This window comes from Micromonospora sp. NPDC049048, assembly GCF_043197615.1.
Classification (GTDB): Bacteria; Actinomycetota; Actinomycetes; order Mycobacteriales; family Micromonosporaceae; genus Micromonospora.
In genome coordinates, this window is the sequence record NZ_JBICTM010000002.1 from 823,382 (window position 1) to 839,921 (window position 16,540).

General features: G+C 71.9%; 25 protein-coding genes and 1 pseudogene. 2 read left to right on the forward strand and 24 right to left on the reverse strand.

The window, feature by feature from the left end; all coding sequences use genetic code 11:
* Window positions 1–12: 12 nt before the first annotated feature.
* Genes ACGFIG_RS09325 through ACGFIG_RS09350 form a run of 6 tightly spaced genes read right to left on the reverse strand, consistent with a single transcriptional unit; the run spans window position 13 to window position 4,154 of the window.
* Window positions 13–480 (reverse strand): hypothetical protein, encoded by a 468-nt coding sequence (locus ACGFIG_RS09325; RefSeq protein WP_393000852.1) that lies wholly within the window; start codon window positions 478–480, stop codon window positions 13–15.
* Window positions 480–1,328 carry a hypothetical protein gene (locus ACGFIG_RS09330; protein WP_393000854.1) on the reverse strand — a complete coding sequence of 283 codons (849 nt, stop codon included), beginning with the start codon at window positions 1,326–1,328 and terminating at the stop codon, window positions 480–482. The genes ACGFIG_RS09325 and ACGFIG_RS09330 overlap by 1 nt, the downstream gene beginning before the upstream one ends.
* Window positions 1,329–1,332: 4 nt before the next feature.
* Window positions 1,333–1,884, reverse strand: coding sequence for a hypothetical protein (locus ACGFIG_RS09335; protein ID WP_393000855.1), 552 nt, complete (start codon window positions 1,882–1,884; stop codon window positions 1,333–1,335).
* Window positions 1,884–2,096, reverse strand: a complete 213-nt coding sequence (locus ACGFIG_RS09340) for a hypothetical protein (RefSeq protein ID WP_393000857.1) — start codon at window positions 2,094–2,096, stop codon at window positions 1,884–1,886. The genes ACGFIG_RS09335 and ACGFIG_RS09340 overlap by 1 nt, the downstream gene beginning before the upstream one ends.
* A gap of 58 nt (window positions 2,097–2,154) precedes the next feature.
* Window positions 2,155–3,405 (reverse strand): phage major capsid protein, encoded by a 1,251-nt coding sequence (locus ACGFIG_RS09345; RefSeq protein WP_393000859.1) that lies wholly within the window; start codon window positions 3,403–3,405, stop codon window positions 2,155–2,157.
* 2 nt (window positions 3,406–3,407) lie between these two features.
* The gene (locus ACGFIG_RS09350) at window positions 3,408–4,154 is read right to left on the reverse strand and encodes an HK97 family phage prohead protease (RefSeq protein ID WP_393000861.1); all 747 of its coding nucleotides are present in this window, start codon (window positions 4,152–4,154) and stop codon (window positions 3,408–3,410) included.
* Between the two features lie 70 nt (window positions 4,155–4,224).
* On the opposite strand from ACGFIG_RS09350, the gene ACGFIG_RS09355 reads away from it, so the two are divergent.
* Complete coding sequence (locus tag ACGFIG_RS09355; RefSeq protein WP_393000863.1) at window positions 4,225–4,779, forward strand: endonuclease domain-containing protein; 555 nt, start codon at window positions 4,225–4,227, stop codon at window positions 4,777–4,779.
* On the opposite strand, the gene ACGFIG_RS09360 is transcribed toward ACGFIG_RS09355, so the two are convergent.
* The 13 genes from ACGFIG_RS09360 to ACGFIG_RS09420 form a co-directional block, all read right to left on the reverse strand.
* On the reverse strand, window positions 4,733–6,139 hold the full coding sequence (locus ACGFIG_RS09360; RefSeq protein WP_393000865.1) for a phage portal protein: 1,407 nt from the start codon (window positions 6,137–6,139) through the stop codon (window positions 4,733–4,735). The genes ACGFIG_RS09355 and ACGFIG_RS09360 overlap by 47 nt on opposite strands.
* The gene (locus ACGFIG_RS09365; protein ID WP_393000867.1) at window positions 6,123–6,398 is read right to left on the reverse strand and encodes a hypothetical protein; all 276 of its coding nucleotides are present in this window, start codon (window positions 6,396–6,398) and stop codon (window positions 6,123–6,125) included. Before ACGFIG_RS09365 ends, ACGFIG_RS09360 begins: the two co-directional genes overlap by 17 nt.
* A 16-nt stretch (window positions 6,399–6,414) precedes the next feature.
* Window positions 6,415–7,965: a hypothetical protein gene (locus ACGFIG_RS09370; RefSeq protein ID WP_393000869.1), complete on the reverse strand. Its 1,551-nt coding sequence runs from the start codon at window positions 7,963–7,965 to the stop codon at window positions 6,415–6,417.
* Window positions 7,904–8,461 carry a hypothetical protein gene (locus ACGFIG_RS09375; protein WP_393000871.1) on the reverse strand — a complete coding sequence of 186 codons (558 nt, stop codon included), beginning with the start codon at window positions 8,459–8,461 and terminating at the stop codon, window positions 7,904–7,906. The genes ACGFIG_RS09370 and ACGFIG_RS09375 overlap by 62 nt, the downstream gene beginning before the upstream one ends.
* Before the next feature lie 597 nt (window positions 8,462–9,058).
* Window positions 9,059–9,349, reverse strand: coding sequence for a hypothetical protein (locus tag ACGFIG_RS09380; protein WP_393000873.1), 291 nt, complete (start codon window positions 9,347–9,349; stop codon window positions 9,059–9,061).
* Window positions 9,346–9,981 (reverse strand): hypothetical protein, encoded by a 636-nt coding sequence (locus ACGFIG_RS09385; RefSeq protein ID WP_393000875.1) that lies wholly within the window; start codon window positions 9,979–9,981, stop codon window positions 9,346–9,348. The genes ACGFIG_RS09380 and ACGFIG_RS09385 overlap by 4 nt, the downstream gene beginning before the upstream one ends.
* 11 nt (window positions 9,982–9,992) lie before the next feature.
* Entirely contained in the window at window positions 9,993–10,358 is a 366-nt protein-coding gene (locus ACGFIG_RS09390; protein ID WP_393000877.1) for a hypothetical protein, read from the reverse strand.
* A 3-nt stretch (window positions 10,359–10,361) separates the two neighbouring features.
* The gene (locus ACGFIG_RS09395; RefSeq protein ID WP_393000879.1) at window positions 10,362–11,489 is read right to left on the reverse strand and encodes a hypothetical protein; all 1,128 of its coding nucleotides are present in this window, start codon (window positions 11,487–11,489) and stop codon (window positions 10,362–10,364) included.
* The gene (locus tag ACGFIG_RS09400) at window positions 11,479–11,691 is read right to left on the reverse strand and encodes a hypothetical protein (RefSeq protein ID WP_393000881.1); all 213 of its coding nucleotides are present in this window, start codon (window positions 11,689–11,691) and stop codon (window positions 11,479–11,481) included. Before ACGFIG_RS09400 ends, ACGFIG_RS09395 begins: the two co-directional genes overlap by 11 nt.
* A 14-nt stretch (window positions 11,692–11,705) precedes the next feature.
* A complete protein-coding gene (locus tag ACGFIG_RS09405; RefSeq protein ID WP_393000883.1) occupies window positions 11,706–12,185 on the reverse strand; it encodes a hypothetical protein in 480 nt (159 codons plus the stop codon).
* Complete coding sequence (locus ACGFIG_RS09410) at window positions 12,185–12,391, reverse strand: hypothetical protein (protein ID WP_393000885.1); 207 nt, start codon at window positions 12,389–12,391, stop codon at window positions 12,185–12,187. The genes ACGFIG_RS09405 and ACGFIG_RS09410 overlap by 1 nt, the downstream gene beginning before the upstream one ends.
* Window positions 12,388–13,131 carry an ATP-binding protein gene (locus ACGFIG_RS09415; RefSeq protein WP_393000886.1) on the reverse strand — a complete coding sequence of 248 codons (744 nt, stop codon included), beginning with the start codon at window positions 13,129–13,131 and terminating at the stop codon, window positions 12,388–12,390. Before ACGFIG_RS09415 ends, ACGFIG_RS09410 begins: the two co-directional genes overlap by 4 nt.
* Window positions 13,128–14,045 carry a hypothetical protein gene (locus ACGFIG_RS09420; protein WP_393000888.1) on the reverse strand — a complete coding sequence of 306 codons (918 nt, stop codon included), beginning with the start codon at window positions 14,043–14,045 and terminating at the stop codon, window positions 13,128–13,130. Before ACGFIG_RS09420 ends, ACGFIG_RS09415 begins: the two co-directional genes overlap by 4 nt.
* Window positions 14,046–14,231: 186 nt before the next feature.
* Between ACGFIG_RS09420 and ACGFIG_RS09425 the strand changes: the two genes are divergently transcribed.
* Entirely contained in the window at window positions 14,232–14,414 is a 183-nt protein-coding gene (locus tag ACGFIG_RS09425; RefSeq protein ID WP_393000890.1) for a hypothetical protein, read from the forward strand.
* A 36-nt stretch (window positions 14,415–14,450) separates the two neighbouring features.
* Here the strand turns inward: ACGFIG_RS09425 and ACGFIG_RS09430 are convergent, their stop codons facing one another.
* From ACGFIG_RS09430 to ACGFIG_RS09450, 5 genes and pseudogenes are all read right to left on the reverse strand, one after another.
* A complete protein-coding gene (locus ACGFIG_RS09430) occupies window positions 14,451–14,807 on the reverse strand; it encodes a hypothetical protein (protein ID WP_393000892.1) in 357 nt (118 codons plus the stop codon).
* A complete protein-coding gene (locus ACGFIG_RS09435) occupies window positions 14,804–15,001 on the reverse strand; it encodes a hypothetical protein (protein ID WP_393000894.1) in 198 nt (65 codons plus the stop codon). The genes ACGFIG_RS09430 and ACGFIG_RS09435 overlap by 4 nt, the downstream gene beginning before the upstream one ends.
* Entirely contained in the window at window positions 15,001–15,324 is a 324-nt protein-coding gene (locus ACGFIG_RS09440) for a VRR-NUC domain-containing protein (RefSeq protein WP_393000896.1), read from the reverse strand. The genes ACGFIG_RS09435 and ACGFIG_RS09440 overlap by 1 nt, the downstream gene beginning before the upstream one ends.
* Window positions 15,324–16,124, reverse strand: coding sequence for a hypothetical protein (locus ACGFIG_RS09445; RefSeq protein ID WP_393000898.1), 801 nt, complete (start codon window positions 16,122–16,124; stop codon window positions 15,324–15,326). The genes ACGFIG_RS09440 and ACGFIG_RS09445 overlap by 1 nt, the downstream gene beginning before the upstream one ends.
* Window positions 16,124–16,534 (reverse strand): annotated as a pseudogene (locus tag ACGFIG_RS09450) (PD-(D/E)XK nuclease-like domain-containing protein); the annotation flags it as partial. The pseudogene ACGFIG_RS09450 and the gene ACGFIG_RS09445, both read right to left, overlap by 1 nt.
* Between the last annotated feature and the right edge of the window lie 6 nt (window positions 16,535–16,540).

Here is a 16,540-nt window from a genome sequence, read left to right on the forward strand (position 1 = left end):
ACCACAACCTCCTCAGAACCGGTTCTCGCACCGGACCACGAACTTGATCGAGCAGACGCGGCCCTTGCCGGCCTCTTCAGGCGTGGCCGTCTGTTCCATCCGCATCCGGGTCACCAGCGCGTGCCCGGAGTGCAGCGCCCCGCCGAGGGTCCGATCCCGGCGGACCTCGGTCACGAACGCGTTGTAGATGGCGAACGCCTTGTCGCGGGCAACCTTCGCGGCCTCTTCGCCGCCACCGGCGCTCGCGGCGATCTCGCAGGGGATCTCGTAGGTCTCCCGCTCCATCTGCGCGCCGAGCTGGGCGTGCACCACCTCGTTGGGGGTGTCGCCGTCGTCGAACGGGATCACGCCGATGGCCATGGCCGGGTCCGCGCCGGTGACAGGGAAGCCGTCGGACACGGCGTCGCGGGTCAGCCCCGGCAACGCCCTGGCCTTCGTCACGAGGTAGTCAACGGCGGCGGGGATGCTGGACGTTGCCATCACGCCACCAGCGGGGGGCGGCCGTCGGTCTGCAACCGCTGCATGACCGTGTTGGGGATGAAGAACCCGAGGCGGATCTCGCCCGGCTCGCCGCGCTGGCCGTAGTCGTCGCTGCGGCCCTGGTCGAACACCGACCCGTTGCCACCCGTCTGCGGTCGCCAGTTGATCCGGATCAGCTCCTTTGTGCCGTCCAGCACGGCCGCACCGACGGCGGTCCGCCCGACGGTGTACGTGATGACGACGTTGTTGACGCCCCAGGCCCACGCGTCCGGCCAGCCTCCGTAGCCGCGGGTGAGCACCCCGGCCGAGCTGAGCGAGTAGTCGGAGGCGGGCAGCGCGACGCCGTCCTCGACGATGCTGTCCACCGCGAGCACCGGCCGCTGCCGCAGCACCAGCAGCGACTCGCCGCGCCCGGAGTGCGTCTCCACGATCGTGCGGCGGGCTACTGGTCCGACGATCGACTCGACGACTTCGCTGGCGGAGAGGATGAACCCGCGCAGCTCCTCGTCGTGCGTCGTGTTGTCGGGGTCGATGTTGAGGTGGTGCTTCACCTCGCCTAGGCCGACGATGGCCGGCCATGAGGCGTCGGCGACGTTCACCACGTCCGGGTACGCCTGGTCCGGCACGCCGCCGGTGAACACCCAGCGGACCAGGTGCCTGCCGTGCTGGGTGGGCACGTACGCGTGCCGGTAGAGGCCCGCAGACGCCGGCGGGTTCGTCGGCGTCTGCGGGTCCACGGTGCCGTCGGGGCGGGTCACAGTCAGCGTCGCGGTGGTCGCGTTCGCCGGCTGGTCCGCCGCGTCCCGACACGTGGCGCTGAGCGTGATGGTGTCCCCGACGTCGTACATGCGGCTACCTGCCCGCCGGTGCGTCGTCGGCCTTGTCGGCCGGCTTCGTGGCGGCCTTGTCCGCCGGCCGCGGCGCCGCCTTCGTGGCCGACTGGCGGCGGCGACCCTTGGCGGGCTGCTCGTCGCCGGTGCTGGCGGCGAAGTCCCGCACGATCGCCACCGGCGACGTGTGGTCCCGGCCGGGCGGCGGCGGGATCGACCCGGCGTCCACCTGGTCGGCCGCCGCGGCGATCCGGTCGGTGGCCGCGTCGGCTGCCGGCGTGCCGGGCGCGTTCGCGATGACCCGCTGCGCGTCGGCGATCTGCGTGGCCAGCCGGTCGTGCATCAGTCCCGGCACCTCGTGGCCGGCGGCGTCGCCGCCGGCCAGGGCGCGGTAGGCGTCCACCTCGCCGTCGACCACCGGATCGCCGACGCCGTACGCGAGGTACGCGCCGCGCGGGTCGTTTTCCCGCACCAGCTGCCCGTCGGTCGTGCGGTAGATCCGCTGCTCTGCCTTCGTTTCGCCCGCCATCGGCCGGCCCTCCTGCTCCCTGGGTCGCTTGATCTCGAACGTCATCAGGTCTGCGACCCGACAGTCACCCACGTCGCCGTGGTCGAGCCGTTCGTCGCCGTGCAGATGTAGAGCACGCCGGCCGTGGTGTCGATCGCCAGCGACCCGACCACGGCCTGGCCGGCGAAGTTGTTGGCCGCCACCGCGCCGGCCTTCGTGAACACGTTGGCGGGGAGGCCGTTGCCCGGCATCACCTGTCCGCCCGTGAGGATCGGCATGATCCCCCTCCCTTCCCGGGGCCGGCGAGAACCGGTCGGCTCTCGCCGGCGCGCCGAATCAGATGCCGGTGACGGTGCAGACCGCGCCCGGGCGGTAGACGATGAACGCCGCCCGCACGTCGGCGCGGACCGCCTGCTTGCCCTCGACGAAGTACGTGCCGTGGCTGTTGGAGACCTGCACGACGATGCCGCGGCGCATCGACAGCTCGGTGAACGAGGTGTCGAGCGTCAGGCCGGTGTTCTCCGTCTGCGCGTCGGACTGGGCGACCGGCAGACCCCACAGCCGCTCCGGGCCGGCCTCGGACGGGTTGCCCCAGATGTAGACGCCGTCGGCGGTGCGCAGCAGCCGGATGTCCATCCAGTCGTTCGGGTGCATGACGTGCAGGTCGGGGATCGCCCGGCCCGTGACCCGGATCTTCGTCATGGCCTTGTAGAAGGCGTCCGGCGTCGGGTCGGTGCCCTTGGCCTGCGTCTGGATGCCGACGATGTTGTTGAGGCCGCGCAGGTTCGGGGCGGTGCCGTTGCCCACCAGGACCTGCGAGTCCATCCGCTGACGCAGCATGAAACGCAGCCGGTTGTCGACGTAGCCGCGGGCCTGGTCGACGTCCTCCATCTGCTCGTCGGTGATCGGGATGAACGTCGCGATCTTCCGCACCGGGCTGGACATCTCGGTCAGGGCGAGCGCCGACTCGGCGTAGGTGCCCGCCTCGGCGGTCTCGGCCGCGTTGTTGGTGAAGGTCGTCTCCTCCATGTAGACCACCGCGGCCTGGCCGGTGTTGGTGGTCGGGATGAAGTCGAGAACCTGGATCGGCCGGGTCGCGAAGTCGACGATGCGGCCCGTGCGGGTGGTCTCCGGCAGCCAGCCCGCGCTGGTCTGCATCAGCGTCTTCAGGTCGAGGTCGAGGGTGGCCTCGGGCCCGCTCTGGCCCTGCCGGGCGGTGAACGCCTTCGACTTGACGAACAGCTCACCGAACGACGCCGGCAGCTCCGAGACGTCCGCGTTGCCGTGCCGGCGACCCTTCGTGCCGTCCGGCTCCGAGCCGCCCTCCTTGCCGGCGGCGCCGCGCCGGGCGGCGGCCTTGGCGACCTGGCGGTAGCCCTCGACCTCCTTGCCGATCTCGTCGATCTCGGCGTTCTTCGCCTGGATCCACGCGACCTTCGCGGCCGTGTCGCCCTGCACCGACTTGACGAGCTTCATGTCGTAGTCGGGGCCGGCCTCGTCAAGGACGGCGAACAGCTCCTTGTTCTTCGCGTCGAGCTTCTCCTGCGCCTCCTTCAGCGCCGGGAACTCGATCAGGGTGTCGCTCATGGTCATGCTCTCCTCGTGCGCGCGATGGCCCGCAGCAGCTCGCTGGCGGCCTGATCGGCCAGGGCCTGGGAATCGGTGTCGTCCGGGTCGGCGCTCTTCAGCGCCACGTACGCCTCGTGCAGCCGCTTCAGCTCGCCGCCGAGGCGGTCGAGCGCGTCCGCGTTGACCCGGGACAGGGACTTGCCTCGCTCAGCGCGGAGAGCGCCCACTCTGCTTGCGCTGGTGATCGCGCCGTCGACCACGTCCATGGCCGCCAACGCCGTCTGGATCTCGTGCAGCAGCAGTCCGCCGTCGGACTTCGCCGCCAGGGTGCGGGTGCCGACGCCGGCGCCCGCGAGCACCGGCGACACCTCGCCGGCGCCGAGCTGCTCCAGGAACCGCACCTGCTGGCCCTCGAACTCGCCGTAGGACTCCTTCAGCGGGTGCACGCTGTAGGACCACTCCTGCAGCTCGCCCATGGCCTTGACGACGCGGAAGGTGTCCGCGCCGTGCTGGGTGTCCATGAAGAACTGGCCGTCGAGGATCGCCTCGGTGCTCGTCGTGCGGACGGTGCCCTTGCCGACCGGCAGGACGCCCATCCACGACTGGTGGCCGTACGCGCTGATCTTCCACGGCGCGCCGTCCTCGAACGCGCCCGGCAGGGTGACGTCCTTGTCGGAGTCGACCACGTTGAACGTCGAGAAAACCGCCGCGACGGTGCCCTTGTCGGCGTCCTTGATCTCGACCCCGCGCAGTGCCTTGACCTGCATCACCCCTGCCCCCCTTCGGCCATGGGACCATCAATCTTTGAAGTTGCACATGACCGGTACAGTTGCAGTCATGGGTAAAGCTCGCCGTGCCGCCGAATGCCACCCGGATCGCCCGCACTGGGCGCGAGGAAAGTGCTCGCCCTGCTACCAGACCTGGTGGAAGGCGGAGAATCCGGAGCGATTCAAGAACCGCCCCCGTCGGCCGGCGAGCTGCCATCCCGACAAGCCCGTACTAGCGCAAGACCTCTGCGGCACGTGCTATCGCCGGAAGTGGCGGCTTGAGAATCCCGGGGCCGAGTGGGACCGCCAGGCGGTTGCGAGTCGCCGCGCATACGCGTCCCGAACCCCTGAGCAGCGCCGCGAAATCATCCTGGGCCGCTACGGGCTGACTCCCGAGACGTTCGATCAGATGCTCGCCGAGCAGGGCGGCAAGTGTGCCGCCTGCGGGGGTGGCTCCGGCCGGCGCCCCTTCCAGGTCGACCACTGCCATCAGACGGGGCGCGTGCGTGGTCTGCTCTGCGGCAACTGCAACAGCGCGTTGGGCCACGCAAGGGACGATCGCGATCGCCTGCGCGCGCTCATTCAGTACCTGGATCGGGATCAGGCTGCCCACCCGGCCCCGTGATCGGTGGCTGCAATTGGACGCTATACAAACCCGAGTGGCGGCCGACCAGGCGGGCCAGATCGTCGGTGCGCAGGTACTCCACCGCGGCGTCCGGTTCGTAGCCGGCGTCGAGCAGCGACCGCAGCGCCGTGGCGCGGGTCTGCTGGATCTGCGCCACGTCCTTCGCGTCCTCGCGCACGAACGCCGTGTCGCGGGTGTCCGGCCGCAGCTCCGCCGCCGCCGACGGGCGCGGGAACAGCGTCTCCAGGCTGGCCGCCGCCTCACCCCACAGGTGTCGCAGCGTGCCGTCGCCGACGTTGCGCCGCGCCGCCTGGTAGTTGCCGGCGTTCAGCGACGACCCCGACAGGCCCTCGGACAGGCCGACGACCACGGGGTGCACGCCGGCCGCTGCCGCGATGCGGGTTTCCCCGCCGCCCTGGACCGACTTGAAGTCCAATTCCTTCAGGTTGACCCCGCGCATCGTGACGTCCGCGCCGCCGCCGAAGAACAGCGTCTTGTACGCGTTGCGGGGCCCCTCGTGCTGCGCCTTGAACAGGGTGACGAACTCGGCGAACTTCTCCGGCGTTACGTCCTTGTCGAGGCTGACCACCGTGCTCAGCGCGGCGCCGTTCTCGAAGAACTTCGTCTTGTGCTCGGTGGCCGCGAGGTCCGCGCCGATCTCCCTCAGCACCGGCGTCAGCCAGCTCATGCCCCGGAAGCGGGCCTGCGGATCGGGGATCGGCGAGTAGTGGCACACCTCGCCGGGCAGCAGCAGCACCGGCTTGGTCCGGACGTCGACGCCCAGGCCCGACGTCGGCGGCTCGTACAGCAGCCCGACCACCTGGGCGTCGATCGCGTACGGGTCCTCCGAGTGCGAGCCGATCACCAGCGTCACCCAGTCGGGCCGCAGCCGCGTCAGCCGCAGCCCCGGGCCGCGCGCCGCCCGCCCGTACCGACCTTCGTCGTCGCACCAGGTGACGTACGAGTTGCCGGCGTAGGTCGCGTCGACCTCCATCCACGCCAGCAGGTTCGACAGCGTCCCGGTCGGCCACGGTCGCCGCAGCAGCGCCAGATCCTCGCTGTCGTAGAACGGGCCGAGCTGCCCGTCGACGCGGTCGCGCCACAGCATCTGCACGTCGACGAACACTCGCAGCCGGGCGTAGCAGCAGGAGAAGACGACAGCGTTGCCCTTGCCGGCGCTGGCGACGTAGCCCTCGAACTCGTGCTCGATGCGCTCCCGGTCCGGTGCCGACGAACCGATCAGGGCGTTACGCAGCGCCTCCATCCGCCAGAACGGCGGCTGCGACCAGCCCTTCACCTCGTCGGCCCGGCCGGTCATCGCCCGGTGCCGGGCGGACACCCGGTCAAGCGTCGACGCCATCAGCCCGCCTCATCGCCTCGTCAACGCGCTCCTGTCGAGCCTGCCGGGCGTCGTCCCACCCGACCTTCACGGCCGCCGCGCACCAGGTGGCCGCCAACCACAGCGCGGCGAACACCGCGAAGGCCAAGCGACCGACACCGACCAGCACCGCCGCCAGCAGGCCCAGCAACGTGCGCCCGGGCGCCCACTGCCGGGCCTGGGCGGTGATCCGGTCCACCCGCTCGGTCCGAGTCACGTCCGCGTACTCGATCACCGTCACCGGGGCCTCCTTCGTCTCAGGCGAACGCCGCCATCGGAACCCGCCGGGACGGGCGGTGCACCCGCGGCGTCGAGTGGCCGAACAGGGCCAGCGACACCGCCGCCAGCGGCGTCACGTCCACCGCCAGGTCCCGGCGGGCCCACGCCCACGAGCCGCCGACGTCGCGCTTCACCGCCCCGGCCACCGCGTCGGTGAGTTCCTTCTGCCCGACGTGGTGCACGTCCCGCCCGTCCAGGTCGCGGCCGGACACCCCGTCGTAGAGCAGCTGGCAGCCCGTCACCACGTCACCGAGGTTCGCCCGGTGCACCGTCAGGCCCGCCGCCTCCGCCTCGTCAGCGAGGGCCTTGTCGTCGATGACCAGCACCGACGGCGTGTGCGCCTCCAGCTCCTTGAGCCGGGCGACCACCCATCGGGTGCCGGGTCGGTAGTCGAGCACCTCGCCGTCGCCGGCTACCTCGATGTGCCGGCCACCGCCGACCCGGGCCCCGGCCAGGCCGATCGCCGTGTAGGACCGGTCGGGTGGCACGTACACGCCGATCGCGGGCCGCCCCGCCATCTGCGAGGCGACGTCGAGTGCGTCTTCCCACTCCTGCTCGGCGATGACCTGCCACTGCGCGCCGCCGTCACCGACCTGGCGGGGCCAGATCCCGAGCCGCTCCCGGGCGAAGTCCTCCGGCGGCATCGACCGCCGCTCGCGGCGCACATGCTCGACGCTGATCCGGATGCCCAGCGACGGGTTCGCCGCCGCCCACAACAGCAGGTCATCAAGGTCGACACCGTCAAGGAAGTCGAGGTTGCCACCCAGACCCCAGTCCCGATAGCCGAGCGCCGGATCCTGCTCCCACGGCTCGTCGTCGGTACCGCGCGGTGCGGTCGGGTCACCGCGGTGCCGCAGCAGGTACATGACTTCGCCGGTGTCGCCGGTCAGCGGCGGCGAGCTGGTGTAGACCACCTGCGGGTTCGGCCGGGCCGACATGGTCGGCATCAGCGCCGACTGCTGCACGAAGGTGTAGGCGAACGTCTCATCGATGAGGTTGACGTCGCCTGAGAAGCCTCGGCCGCTGCCCTTGGACCGGGCCACGAACTTGATCCGAGCGCCCGTATCGAGACGCTCGATCGACTCCTCACCGTTGGTGTTGATGACCTTGAGCAGGACGCCATCGACGTCGTACAGGTTGTCGTTGACCTTCGTGCCCAGCCGCCCCACCAGCCAGATCACCCGACGGAACGACTCCATCGCCGTCTTGTACTCGTGCGCCGACCACATGATCAGCCGCTCACCGAGCAGCAACAGCCCGGTCAGCGCCCGAGCCTCCAGCAGGCACCCCTTGCCGTTCTGCCGGGACACCCATTCGCAGTACTCGAAGCACGCCCACCGGCCGTCCTCGCGGACCGCCAGCATGGCCGTGATGGAATCCTCCTGCCAGGCATCCATCGGCATGCCGGCGCGGCGCATCAGCTCGACAGCTTCCGGGCCGAACGAGTCGACGGACTCTGGCTGGGTGTCAACCCGCGGGCTGCGCCCGCCGAGCAATCCGAGCGGCGAGATCGACGATGCCACCGCCACCAGCAGCACCTCCCGTACTCCCCGCCGTCGCCGGCTTCGCGCCACCCCGGCCGGCCGGCTTCCCGCTCCCGGCAGCGCGCGATGTCCGCAGCTCCGCCAGGAGCGCCTTCAACGCCACCTGCTGCTGCCGGGCCTCGGCCAGCACGTTGTTGATCTGCACCGCCACAACGGTGCCGTCCTCGTTCATCGACCGGAACCGCATCCAGGAGTCCTCGTCGCCGCGCAGGATCCGGTCGATCGTGTCCAGGCGGTCAGCGGTCCGGCACGCCTCCTCCAGCACCACCCGCTCACCAGGCTTCAGCTCGCCGCCCTCGTCAGCGATCTCCTGCCACAGCCGACTGCCCCGGACGCCCAGCTCCGGCGCCGTCGGCCCATCCGGCGTAACGGCGTTACGCGTAACGGCCGGCGTAACAGGTGACGTGACGTCCCCGCCGCCTCCGCGCTGCTCAGCACGCTTGCGCTCCCGGTACCGCCGCTGCCGCTCCGCGTTCGTCATGCCCACCGGCCGCCTCCAAGATCCAGCCCCGGGGGGAGAAAAGCCTGACGGAAGAGCGTGGGGTCATGCTGCGTCACTCTGCGTCGTCCGGGTGCCCCCCTACCTCCACGCTGCGTCACCATCGACGCGAGTTGACGACGCGTGTCGTTCGAGTTCGCTTCGCGCGTCGGCGTCGTACTCCAAGCTGCTGTCCAGCTCGGCAGTTGCACGCGGCATGGGCCAGGCGGCGGGTGCCACCTCCACCCAGGGCGAGGGGTGGGTAGTGGTCGTAGTGCAGCGTCATGTCTGCGGTCATCGGCTTGTGGCAGAAGGGGCAGGGCAGCTGGCCTACGCGGCGTAGGTGGGCGAGGGCCTTGGCTCTGGCCTGCTGGTGTTCCCAGCCGTAGCCGCGGTCTGTGGTACCACCGGGCTTGGGCATGTGCGCCCCCTTGCTGCTGTCCTCCCGTGGTGGGTGGTGCGGGCAGGCCGGCCACCACAGCGGCCTGCCCGCGTCCCCCGCCCCGTGCGTCCCCGTCCCCGGACGCAGTACAGCCCGGCGGGACCTGAGTGGTCGACCATCCGGGCTGCGGGCTGTTTCTGGGCAGGCTGTGCCACCCATCAGTGTGTGATCATACACGGCCGCTGTCCGGTTGCCCGGGCGCAGCGTGCCGCGTCGATGAGCCGGTAGACGGTGTTGCCGGTGCGGGGTCCGGGGATGTGGCGGCCGGGCAACATGCCGTGGAGCCGGTCGTCCGGGTTGCGGCTGCGGCGGGCCCAGTCGCGTACCCGGGCGGCGGTGATGGTGCGTTCGGGTGTGGTGAGGCGGGCGGCGAGCATGTCGGCGGTGCCGCACTCGTGGCCGTCGGCGTCGCGGGGTAGGGCGGGCGGGGCGAGCAGGGTGGCGTTCATGCTGCCTCCCTCGTGAGGCGGTCGCTGGTCCAGATGTGTGCGGCGCCTTCCAGCCGTACGGGCATGCCGCAGGGGCAGGTGTCGCCGGTGCAGTGGCAGTCGGCGGTGCACACGACGGTGCGGGTGGGGTCGGCGGTGTGGACCTGGAGCATCTGGAGTCGGCAGGCGGGGCAGGGCGGGTTGCCGGGTAGGGGTGCGAGGTCGGGCGGCATGTGGAGGTGCCGGCGGGCGGCTCGGTCGAGGTGGCGCAGGGCTTGGCTGGTGCGGGCGGCGACGTGGGGTCGCATGCCGGGGATGGCCTGTCGGATGCGGGTGGCCGGGTCTTGGCCGGGCGCACCGGGTAGGTGTCCGGCGAGGCGGTCGAGTTCGCGGAGGATGCTGCCGAGGGCTTCGGCGCAGGGGTCGGGGCGGGTGGGTGCCCATGCGCCGAGGGCGTGGTCGGCGGTGGGGTCGCCGTGGCCGCCGAGGGCGTGGCGGCGGCCGAACTGCTGGGAGGGGATGGAGATGTCGCGGCGGCCGGTGTCGCCGGCGAGGGCGTCGGCGACGGCTTCCATGGCGGCGGCTTGGAGGGCGGCCAGCGCCGCCTGGAGGGACCAGGCGGCGGCGACGGCGTGCAGGTGGTGCGGGGTCACGGTGCTCCTCGTCAGGGCTGAGCGGTGGCGAACAGGTCGAGCTGGCCGGCTTCGGCGATCTGGGCGCGGCGGGTCGCCGCAGCGGTCTCGCGGTGGTGGTCGCGGTCGTAGTGCAGGTGGCAGCCCTGGCACATCGGCCGCAGGTTGGCGGGGTCGCAGTTCTCCGGGGTGTGGTCGAGGTGCGCGGTGGTGAGCACGACCTTGCTGCCGGTGCCGTACGCGGGCTCGCCGTGGCGGTTGGGGCAGCGGCCGGCGTGGGTGCCGCGTCCGCACTCGCCTTCGCAGGTGCACTGCCAGCCGGCGGCTTCCTTCATGGCGAGGGAGATGTCGGGCCAGTTGTCGGGGTAGCGGGCGAGGTTTTCGGGGCGGATGGGCACCGCTCAGCCCTCCCGCTTGCCGGGGCAGCGGTCGGCGGGGTGGCCGCCGCGCATCGTCTGCGTCAGCCCGTGCAGGTCGCAGCCGGTGGGCTCGCTGGATCGGACGACGTACCCGCAGGGGGCCTTCGGGCAGGGGCAGGTGGCTTCGTCGCTGCTGGGGCTCCAGGCGCGGCCCCAGTGGTACTCGGGCACGGGGGTCCGCTCGGCCATGGCTGCGGCGGTCGGGTGCAGCCGGGCGTTCATCTCGCCGGTCCACTGCCACGACGGCAGCCAGTCGTAGAGCGGCGCCAGGTCACCCTCCACGACGCGGGCGGCGGCGTCGAGGGTGTGCGCCTGGAGGTCGAGCGGTTCGGCCTTCTCCGGGATGGCCCTGGCGTACTCGCGGCGACCGGCGGCGGCCATCCGCAGAAGGTCTGCGGCAGCCGGCGGCTCCTGCGCGCGATCGGCGTGTTCGGCCCGGTCGCCGTGGCGGTGGACGTCTTCCATCGCCTCGATCAGCGACGGGCCTTCCTGCGCGGGACGCGGGGAACCGAGGCGGGGCGGCGCGGCCCCCTCAGCGCCTCTGTGCGCCTCTGCCGCCCCGTCGTGCGCCTCCGTGCCCCCGCTGGCGCTGTGCGGCGGCTCAGCGGCGTCCTGGGCGGGCGCGTCGATGGTGTCGTGGTCGGTCCAGATCCGCTCGCGCTCTTCGTCGTTGGCCCACAGCCGCGTGAGGGTGCGGTGGGCGGTGCGCAGGGCGGCGCGGGCGTCGTCGCGGTCGGCGGTGACGTTGGCGAGCTGGATGCGCAGGTCGTCGCGTTCGGCCTCCAGGCGCTGGGCGGCGGCCTGGGCGTCGTCGCGTTGGTGTTCGGCGGTGGCGGCGGCCAGGGCCATGGTGCGGATCTGCTCGTCGGGGGTGGGCGGGGTGAGGGCGATGTGGCGGCGGGGTGCGGCGTCTCCGGCGTCGTACGGGGCGGCGGTGGTGCCGTGAATCGGGCATGAGGCGCAAGCGCCGTTGGGCAGCCTGCGGAGGCTGGGCGCAACGCAGAAGGCGCATTCGTCGGCGTGCAGCTGGTCGGCGGTGGGCTCGGGCATGTGTGCCTCCGTGGCGGTGAGGGTGGCGTCGATGGCGCGCAGGATGCGGTCAGCGGTCACGGCGGTGGTCCTCTCCGAAGTGGTCGAGGGCGCAGACCGTCATCGCGGCCAGCTCGTCGTCGCTGGCGTCGAAGAACGCGTCGTAGTCGAGGTGGGTCTTCGGCAGGGGGTGCTCGTCGGGGCCGTGAGTGGCACCGGGCTTGCGGCACCAGTCGCATGGCGAGACGACGGGGCCCCGGTCGGCGGGCTCGGTGGTGGTCATGGCGGTCCTCCGGGTCAGGCGATGTCGGCGGCGGGCAGGTGGACGGTGGTGACGGGCCGGGCGGTGGGGTCGCCGGGCTGGCAGTGGTCGAGCGGGTAGTCGGCGGGCCAGGTGTCGGCGTCGAGGTCGTCGGCCGCGACGTCGGTGGCGCCGAGCTTGGTCAGCGCGGAGCGGATGAGCGGGTCGTCGCCGAGCTGGAGCCAGCCGCGCAGGTTGACGGCGATGGCGCGGATCTCGTCGGCGGTGAGGTCGAGCAGCGGCAGGTGGTGCTCGGCGACCAGGGCGACGTCGAGGCCGAGGGCCCACGCGTACGAGATGAACGTCGGCAGCAGCGGCCGGCGCTTCGCAGTTTCGAGCACCTGGACGTTGCCCTGCTGGTCGCCGAGGTGGGCGGCGAGGTCGCGTTGGGTGAGGCCGAGGACGAGGCGCTGGAGGGCGAGCCGATTGCAGAGCTGGCGGGCTCGGGCGTCGGACTCGGCGGTGATGAGGGCCATCAGGGGTGTCTCCTCGGTGTCGGGGCGGTCAGGCGGTCGTGGGCGGCCCGGCGGCGGGCGGCGGCGAGTAGTTCGTCGGAGCGGGTCAGCGGCTGCTCGTCGTCTGCCGGCTGTTCGCGGCGGGCGAGCACGGCGTCGAGGGCGGCCCGGCAGGCGGCGATGCCGTGCTCGTTGCGGGCCACCTGCGCCGGGTCGAGGCGGGTCACCACTCGCTCATCACGTGGCGCACCGGCGGGCCGTCGAGCACGAGGAGCCCGCCGCCGTCGAGGAGCCGCTCGACGACGGGGTGGCCGTAGCGGGCGGACAGCTCGTCGTAGACGGCGCCGGCCTCACCGGCGGTGTTGGTGGTGACGATGAGCCGGCGCTCGTGTGCGCAGCGGTGGTCGACGATGCGCTGGAGCTGCTCCAGCCACCAGTCGGTGACGCGTTCGCGGCCGAGGTCGTCGATGACGAGCAGGGGGCAGGTGGTGGCGTAGTCGTAGGCGAGCGGCTCGTTGCTGTCGGGCTTGAGGGCGGCGGACAGGTCGGCGGCGGTCCACACCATCACCCACTGGCCCTGGGCGTGGACGTCGTTGCCGATGGCGTACGCGGAGGTGGTTTTGCCGGTGCGGGTGGGGCCGGCGAGGACGAGGGAGCGGGGGCCGCTGGTCCACCACCGGCTGACCTTGCCGCGGGGGTCCTGGTCGGGGCGGAGGGTGTCGTACGACGCGGTGGCGTACCTCGAGGGCCGGCGGCGGGTGTAGACGACGGCCCGGTTGGCGGCCTGGCGGTGGCGGATGGCCTGCATTTCGGCGAGGTCGATGGCGCGCAGCTGCTCTTCGTGGCTGGGGCCGCTGGTGTCGGTCCGGGTGGTGTGGGCGGCGATGCGGGCGGGCCAGTCGCCGATGCGGCGCCCGTCGTGGGTGGTGGCGGTGGCCCGGAGGGCGGCGGACAGGGGCGTGGTCATCGGGTGCCTCCGGTGCTCTGGCTGGCGTAGGTCGCGACGGCTTCGCCGGTGCGGAAGGGGTTCTGGTCGGGCCGGGTGTCGTGGTGCCGGTTCGCGCCGGTGGTGCGGTTGGCGGACCGCGCGGTGTCGCGCTGGGCGGCGAGGCGAAGCTGGTCGTACTTCTCGCGCAGCTTCGGCATCGACAGGACGTTGGACCGCCAGAACGGGTCGTCCTGGCACCAGTCGATGCAGCGGATGATCTGGTCGACGCTGCGGTCGTCGAGGTCGATGAGCCTGCGGGCTGCGTCGCGCCAGGTCTTGCCGATGGCGGGTCGCTTCGACCCGTTGGCCTCGATCCGGTCGGCGAGGTGCTTGCAGATCTGCTCGACGTCGGGCCGGTCGTCGTCGGGCGCCGGAGGCGTCGGACGCTCTTCTTCCCTGTTCCCTGTTCCCTGTTCCCTGTTCCTTTCCTGGCGTGAGTCGTCCGGGAAGGTGCCGTGAGGGTTCAGTGAGTCGTCAGTGAAGTCATCAGTGATGTACGTTTCCGCAGGTGGGGGCGGTCCATCGTGGCTCCGGCCGGGGCTCTGGTCTGCACTGCCGGACTCCGGTGGCGCGGGGAGCTTGCTGCGGGTCGGACGGTTGATCCGCTGGTGCTCACTCCACCCTCGGACGGCCAGGTATGAGCGCTCGCCGACGTTGTAGCGAACGATCAGTGAGGACTCACTGAGCCGCTTAAGGTCCAGTTCGACGTCAGTGGAGAGCCGGTCGTCGAGGGGCCAGACGGCGGCCTTGATGAGTCGGGCGTCGTCGACGCAGCGGCCCTCGTCATCGACGTGCGTCCACAGGCCGATGAACGTCAGCCGGGCCTCGACGGGGAGGCTGGCGACGGTCAGCGAGGTAAAGAACTCGGGCTTGATCGTTCGGATGCGCGCCATCAGGCAGCCGCCCCCCGATCGCGGTTGTGGTGCTGGTGCACGGAGTTGCCGACGCTCACGAGTTCTCCCGCTTTTGGTTCGTACAGACGTTCCGGTGTGGCTACACCCATTAGATCAGGTGTAGCCACACCTATCAACTCAGGTACCATCCCGGGTGTAGCCACCACAACGCACCAGGGAGCCGACATGCCGAACCAGCCGAAGACCCCCATCCAGCGATTCCGCCTCGACGCTGAGCTGTGGAAACGCTTCGGCGAGGTGGCCCGACCGACCCGCTCGGCGGTGCTGGTCGAGTTCGTGCGCTGGTACCTGCGCGAGCGCGGGGCGAAGATGCCGGTGCGGCCTGACGTCACGGTCGACGCCTCCTGATCTGCTGGTGCGGTCGGTGCTGGGCGGCCCGCCCGGTCAGGCCGCCGCCGGTTCGCGGTAGCGGGCAAGGACGGCGCGGACGGTGTTCGGGGACAGGCCGGTCGTGGCGGCGATCTGCCGGGCCGACCAGCGCAGCCCGGCGAGGCGGAGGACGTCGCCCTCCAGGCGGGCCCGGCGGGCGCTCTCGGACTCCTCCAGGGCGGCCAGGGGCACGGCGGGGGCCTCGCACACCAGCCGCCGTTCCGCGACGGTCCACGTCGGGTCGCCGACGATGCGGGCGCCGTCGTTCGCGGCCATCACGTCCAGGGCGGCGGACGCCTCGGCGATGAGGGCGGAGCGGGGCCGGCTGGTGTCGCCGATCTCCCACAGGGCCCGGTAGGTGTAGGCGGTCATCGGTCGTCCTCGTCTCCGATGCGGCGGCGGTGCTCGGCCTGGGCGTCCGGCGCGTCCGGCAGGTCGTGGACCCGGTTGCCGGCCGGCAGCGGACACGCCTGGCACGGGCACCACGGGCACGGCGTCTCACCGCGGTGCCCGGCGTGCTCGGTGGCGTCGAGCACGAACAGGTGGGTGGTGATCGGGCGGGCCATCAGCGGGCCGCCTCGGTCAGCTCGGCGGCGATCCGCCCGGACCGCCAGTCCGACGGCCGCCACACGTCCACGTCGGCACCGGCGCGGCCGAGGTCGTCGATCCATTCCTGCTGTTCGGGCCGCACCCGCCCGGTCTCGGTCTTCAGCTCCCGCAGGAGCAGCCGTCGGCCGACGATGGCCAGGTCGGGCCAGCCGGCGTCGGAGCGGCGCGAGTCGTGGGTGTGGTAGCAGCGCAGGCCGATGCGGGTGGCGAGGTCCCGGACGAGGCTCATCAGTTCGGCCTCGGTCATCACCTCGGCGAACGGGTCCCGGCGGGTCGTCATCAGGCCGCCTCGGCGAGCTGGTGAGAGCGGGCGGACCAGGCGTCGCGTACGTCCTGCCCGCGGTGCCCCTGCTGGTAGCAGAGGGCCTTGATCTCGTCGAGGCGCTGCTGGGTCTGCGCGGCGGCGATCTCGTCGAGCACCTCGGCGGCGGTGAGCGGCTGCTCGACGGCGGCGTCGGTCGGCTCGATGAAGTCGGCGGCGGACACCATCCGGGGCGCGGGCCGGTGCTCGACGGTGACGCCCTGGTCGCGGATCTCCTCGGCGGTGTAGGGCATGCCCATGATCGCGTCGGAGGCGATCCACCGGCACACCTCGGCGGTGGCGCGGGCGACGAGCATCGCGCCGGGCTGCTTCTTCCACTGGTCCTTGACGAGCAGGCCCATGACGCGGGCCCGCTCCAGGTCCCAGGTGGAGGTCTGCCACTCGGTGTCGCCCTTGCGGCGGCCGGACACGACGGCGATGGCGGCGGTGGACTGGTCGATGCGCACCTCGTGGCCGAGGCCCTGGGCGATGGCCCGCAGCGTGATGGCCTTCGGCGCGGGGGTGCCCTGGATGTTGTCGAACGCGCGGAGGCTGGCCATCGGGGACAGTCCGACCTCGGCGCCGGCGAGGATCGCGGCGGCGGCCTCGGCGGGCTTACCCCGGTACGCCTGCGGGACGGCGGAGGTGTTGCAGACGACCTCGGCGAATCGTCCGGCGGCGTCGGCGGCCTGCGCCCACTGGACGAGCTGGGCGGTGGCGGGTTCGGTGCCGGTGGGGATGTCGAGGTGCTGGTCGTTGCGGATCACGAGGTCGCTCATCAGAACTCCTGGTCTCGGAGGGCATACGGGGGCAGCGAGATGGTGGTGATGTCGGACGGGTAGCCGGGCCACTCGCCGGTGGCCTGGCACTCGGCGAACCGGTCGATGGCCTGCCGGTTCAGTTCGTCGCCGCGGGCGATCGACGGCCCGTCGAGCTGCACGACGTGCACCAGGTGCGGGGGTGCCTTTTCGACGAACACGAACAGGAACGCCGGGTCGGGGCAGACGTCGAGGTCGCGGACGGCGTCGAGGTAGAACGCGGCCTGCTGGTGGTAGCCGTAGCGGCGCACGGAGCGGGTGATGTTCTCGGCGTCGGCGGCGTCGCAGGTCTTCAGGTCGACGACCTCGCGGCGGCGCAGCATGTCGAAGCGGGCCCGGCGCCAGATGCCGGTGCGCGGGTCCTGCCAGAACGCTGA

Excerpts from the sequence above, each read along its gene's own strand:
- ACGFIG_RS09325 (WP_393000852.1), bottom strand. The coding sequence starts at position 480 with ATGGCAACGTCCAGCATCCCCGCCGCCGTTGACTACCTCGTGACGAAG.
- ACGFIG_RS09330 (WP_393000854.1), bottom strand. The coding sequence starts at position 1,328 with ATGTACGACGTCGGGGACACCATCACGCTCAGCGCCACGTGTCGGGAC.
- ACGFIG_RS09335 (WP_393000855.1), bottom strand. The coding sequence starts at position 1,884 with ATGACGTTCGAGATCAAGCGACCCAGGGAGCAGGAGGGCCGGCCGATG.
- ACGFIG_RS09340 (WP_393000857.1), bottom strand. The coding sequence starts at position 2,096 with ATGCCGATCCTCACGGGCGGACAGGTGATGCCGGGCAACGGCCTCCCC.
- ACGFIG_RS09345 (WP_393000859.1), bottom strand. The coding sequence starts at position 3,405 with ATGAGCGACACCCTGATCGAGTTCCCGGCGCTGAAGGAGGCGCAGGAG.
- ACGFIG_RS09350 (WP_393000861.1), bottom strand. The coding sequence starts at position 4,154 with ATGCAGGTCAAGGCACTGCGCGGGGTCGAGATCAAGGACGCCGACAAG.
- ACGFIG_RS09355 (WP_393000863.1), top strand. The coding sequence starts at position 4,225 with ATGGGTAAAGCTCGCCGTGCCGCCGAATGCCACCCGGATCGCCCGCAC.
- ACGFIG_RS09360 (WP_393000865.1), bottom strand. The coding sequence starts at position 6,139 with ATGGCGTCGACGCTTGACCGGGTGTCCGCCCGGCACCGGGCGATGACC.
- ACGFIG_RS09375 (WP_393000871.1), bottom strand. The coding sequence starts at position 8,461 with ATGACGAACGCGGAGCGGCAGCGGCGGTACCGGGAGCGCAAGCGTGCT.
- ACGFIG_RS09380 (WP_393000873.1), bottom strand. The coding sequence starts at position 9,349 with ATGAACGCCACCCTGCTCGCCCCGCCCGCCCTACCCCGCGACGCCGAC.
- ACGFIG_RS09400 (WP_393000881.1), bottom strand. The coding sequence starts at position 11,691 with ATGACCACCACCGAGCCCGCCGACCGGGGCCCCGTCGTCTCGCCATGC.
- ACGFIG_RS09405 (WP_393000883.1), bottom strand. The coding sequence starts at position 12,185 with ATGGCCCTCATCACCGCCGAGTCCGACGCCCGAGCCCGCCAGCTCTGC.
- ACGFIG_RS09415 (WP_393000886.1), bottom strand. The coding sequence starts at position 13,131 with ATGACCACGCCCCTGTCCGCCGCCCTCCGGGCCACCGCCACCACCCAC.
- ACGFIG_RS09420 (WP_393000888.1), bottom strand. The coding sequence starts at position 14,045 with ATGGCGCGCATCCGAACGATCAAGCCCGAGTTCTTTACCTCGCTGACC.
- ACGFIG_RS09425 (WP_393000890.1), top strand. The coding sequence starts at position 14,232 with ATGCCGAACCAGCCGAAGACCCCCATCCAGCGATTCCGCCTCGACGCT.
- ACGFIG_RS09430 (WP_393000892.1), bottom strand. The coding sequence starts at position 14,807 with ATGACCGCCTACACCTACCGGGCCCTGTGGGAGATCGGCGACACCAGC.
- ACGFIG_RS09435 (WP_393000894.1), bottom strand. The coding sequence starts at position 15,001 with ATGGCCCGCCCGATCACCACCCACCTGTTCGTGCTCGACGCCACCGAG.
- ACGFIG_RS09440 (WP_393000896.1), bottom strand. The coding sequence starts at position 15,324 with ATGACGACCCGCCGGGACCCGTTCGCCGAGGTGATGACCGAGGCCGAA.
- ACGFIG_RS09445 (WP_393000898.1), bottom strand. The coding sequence starts at position 16,124 with ATGAGCGACCTCGTGATCCGCAACGACCAGCACCTCGACATCCCCACC.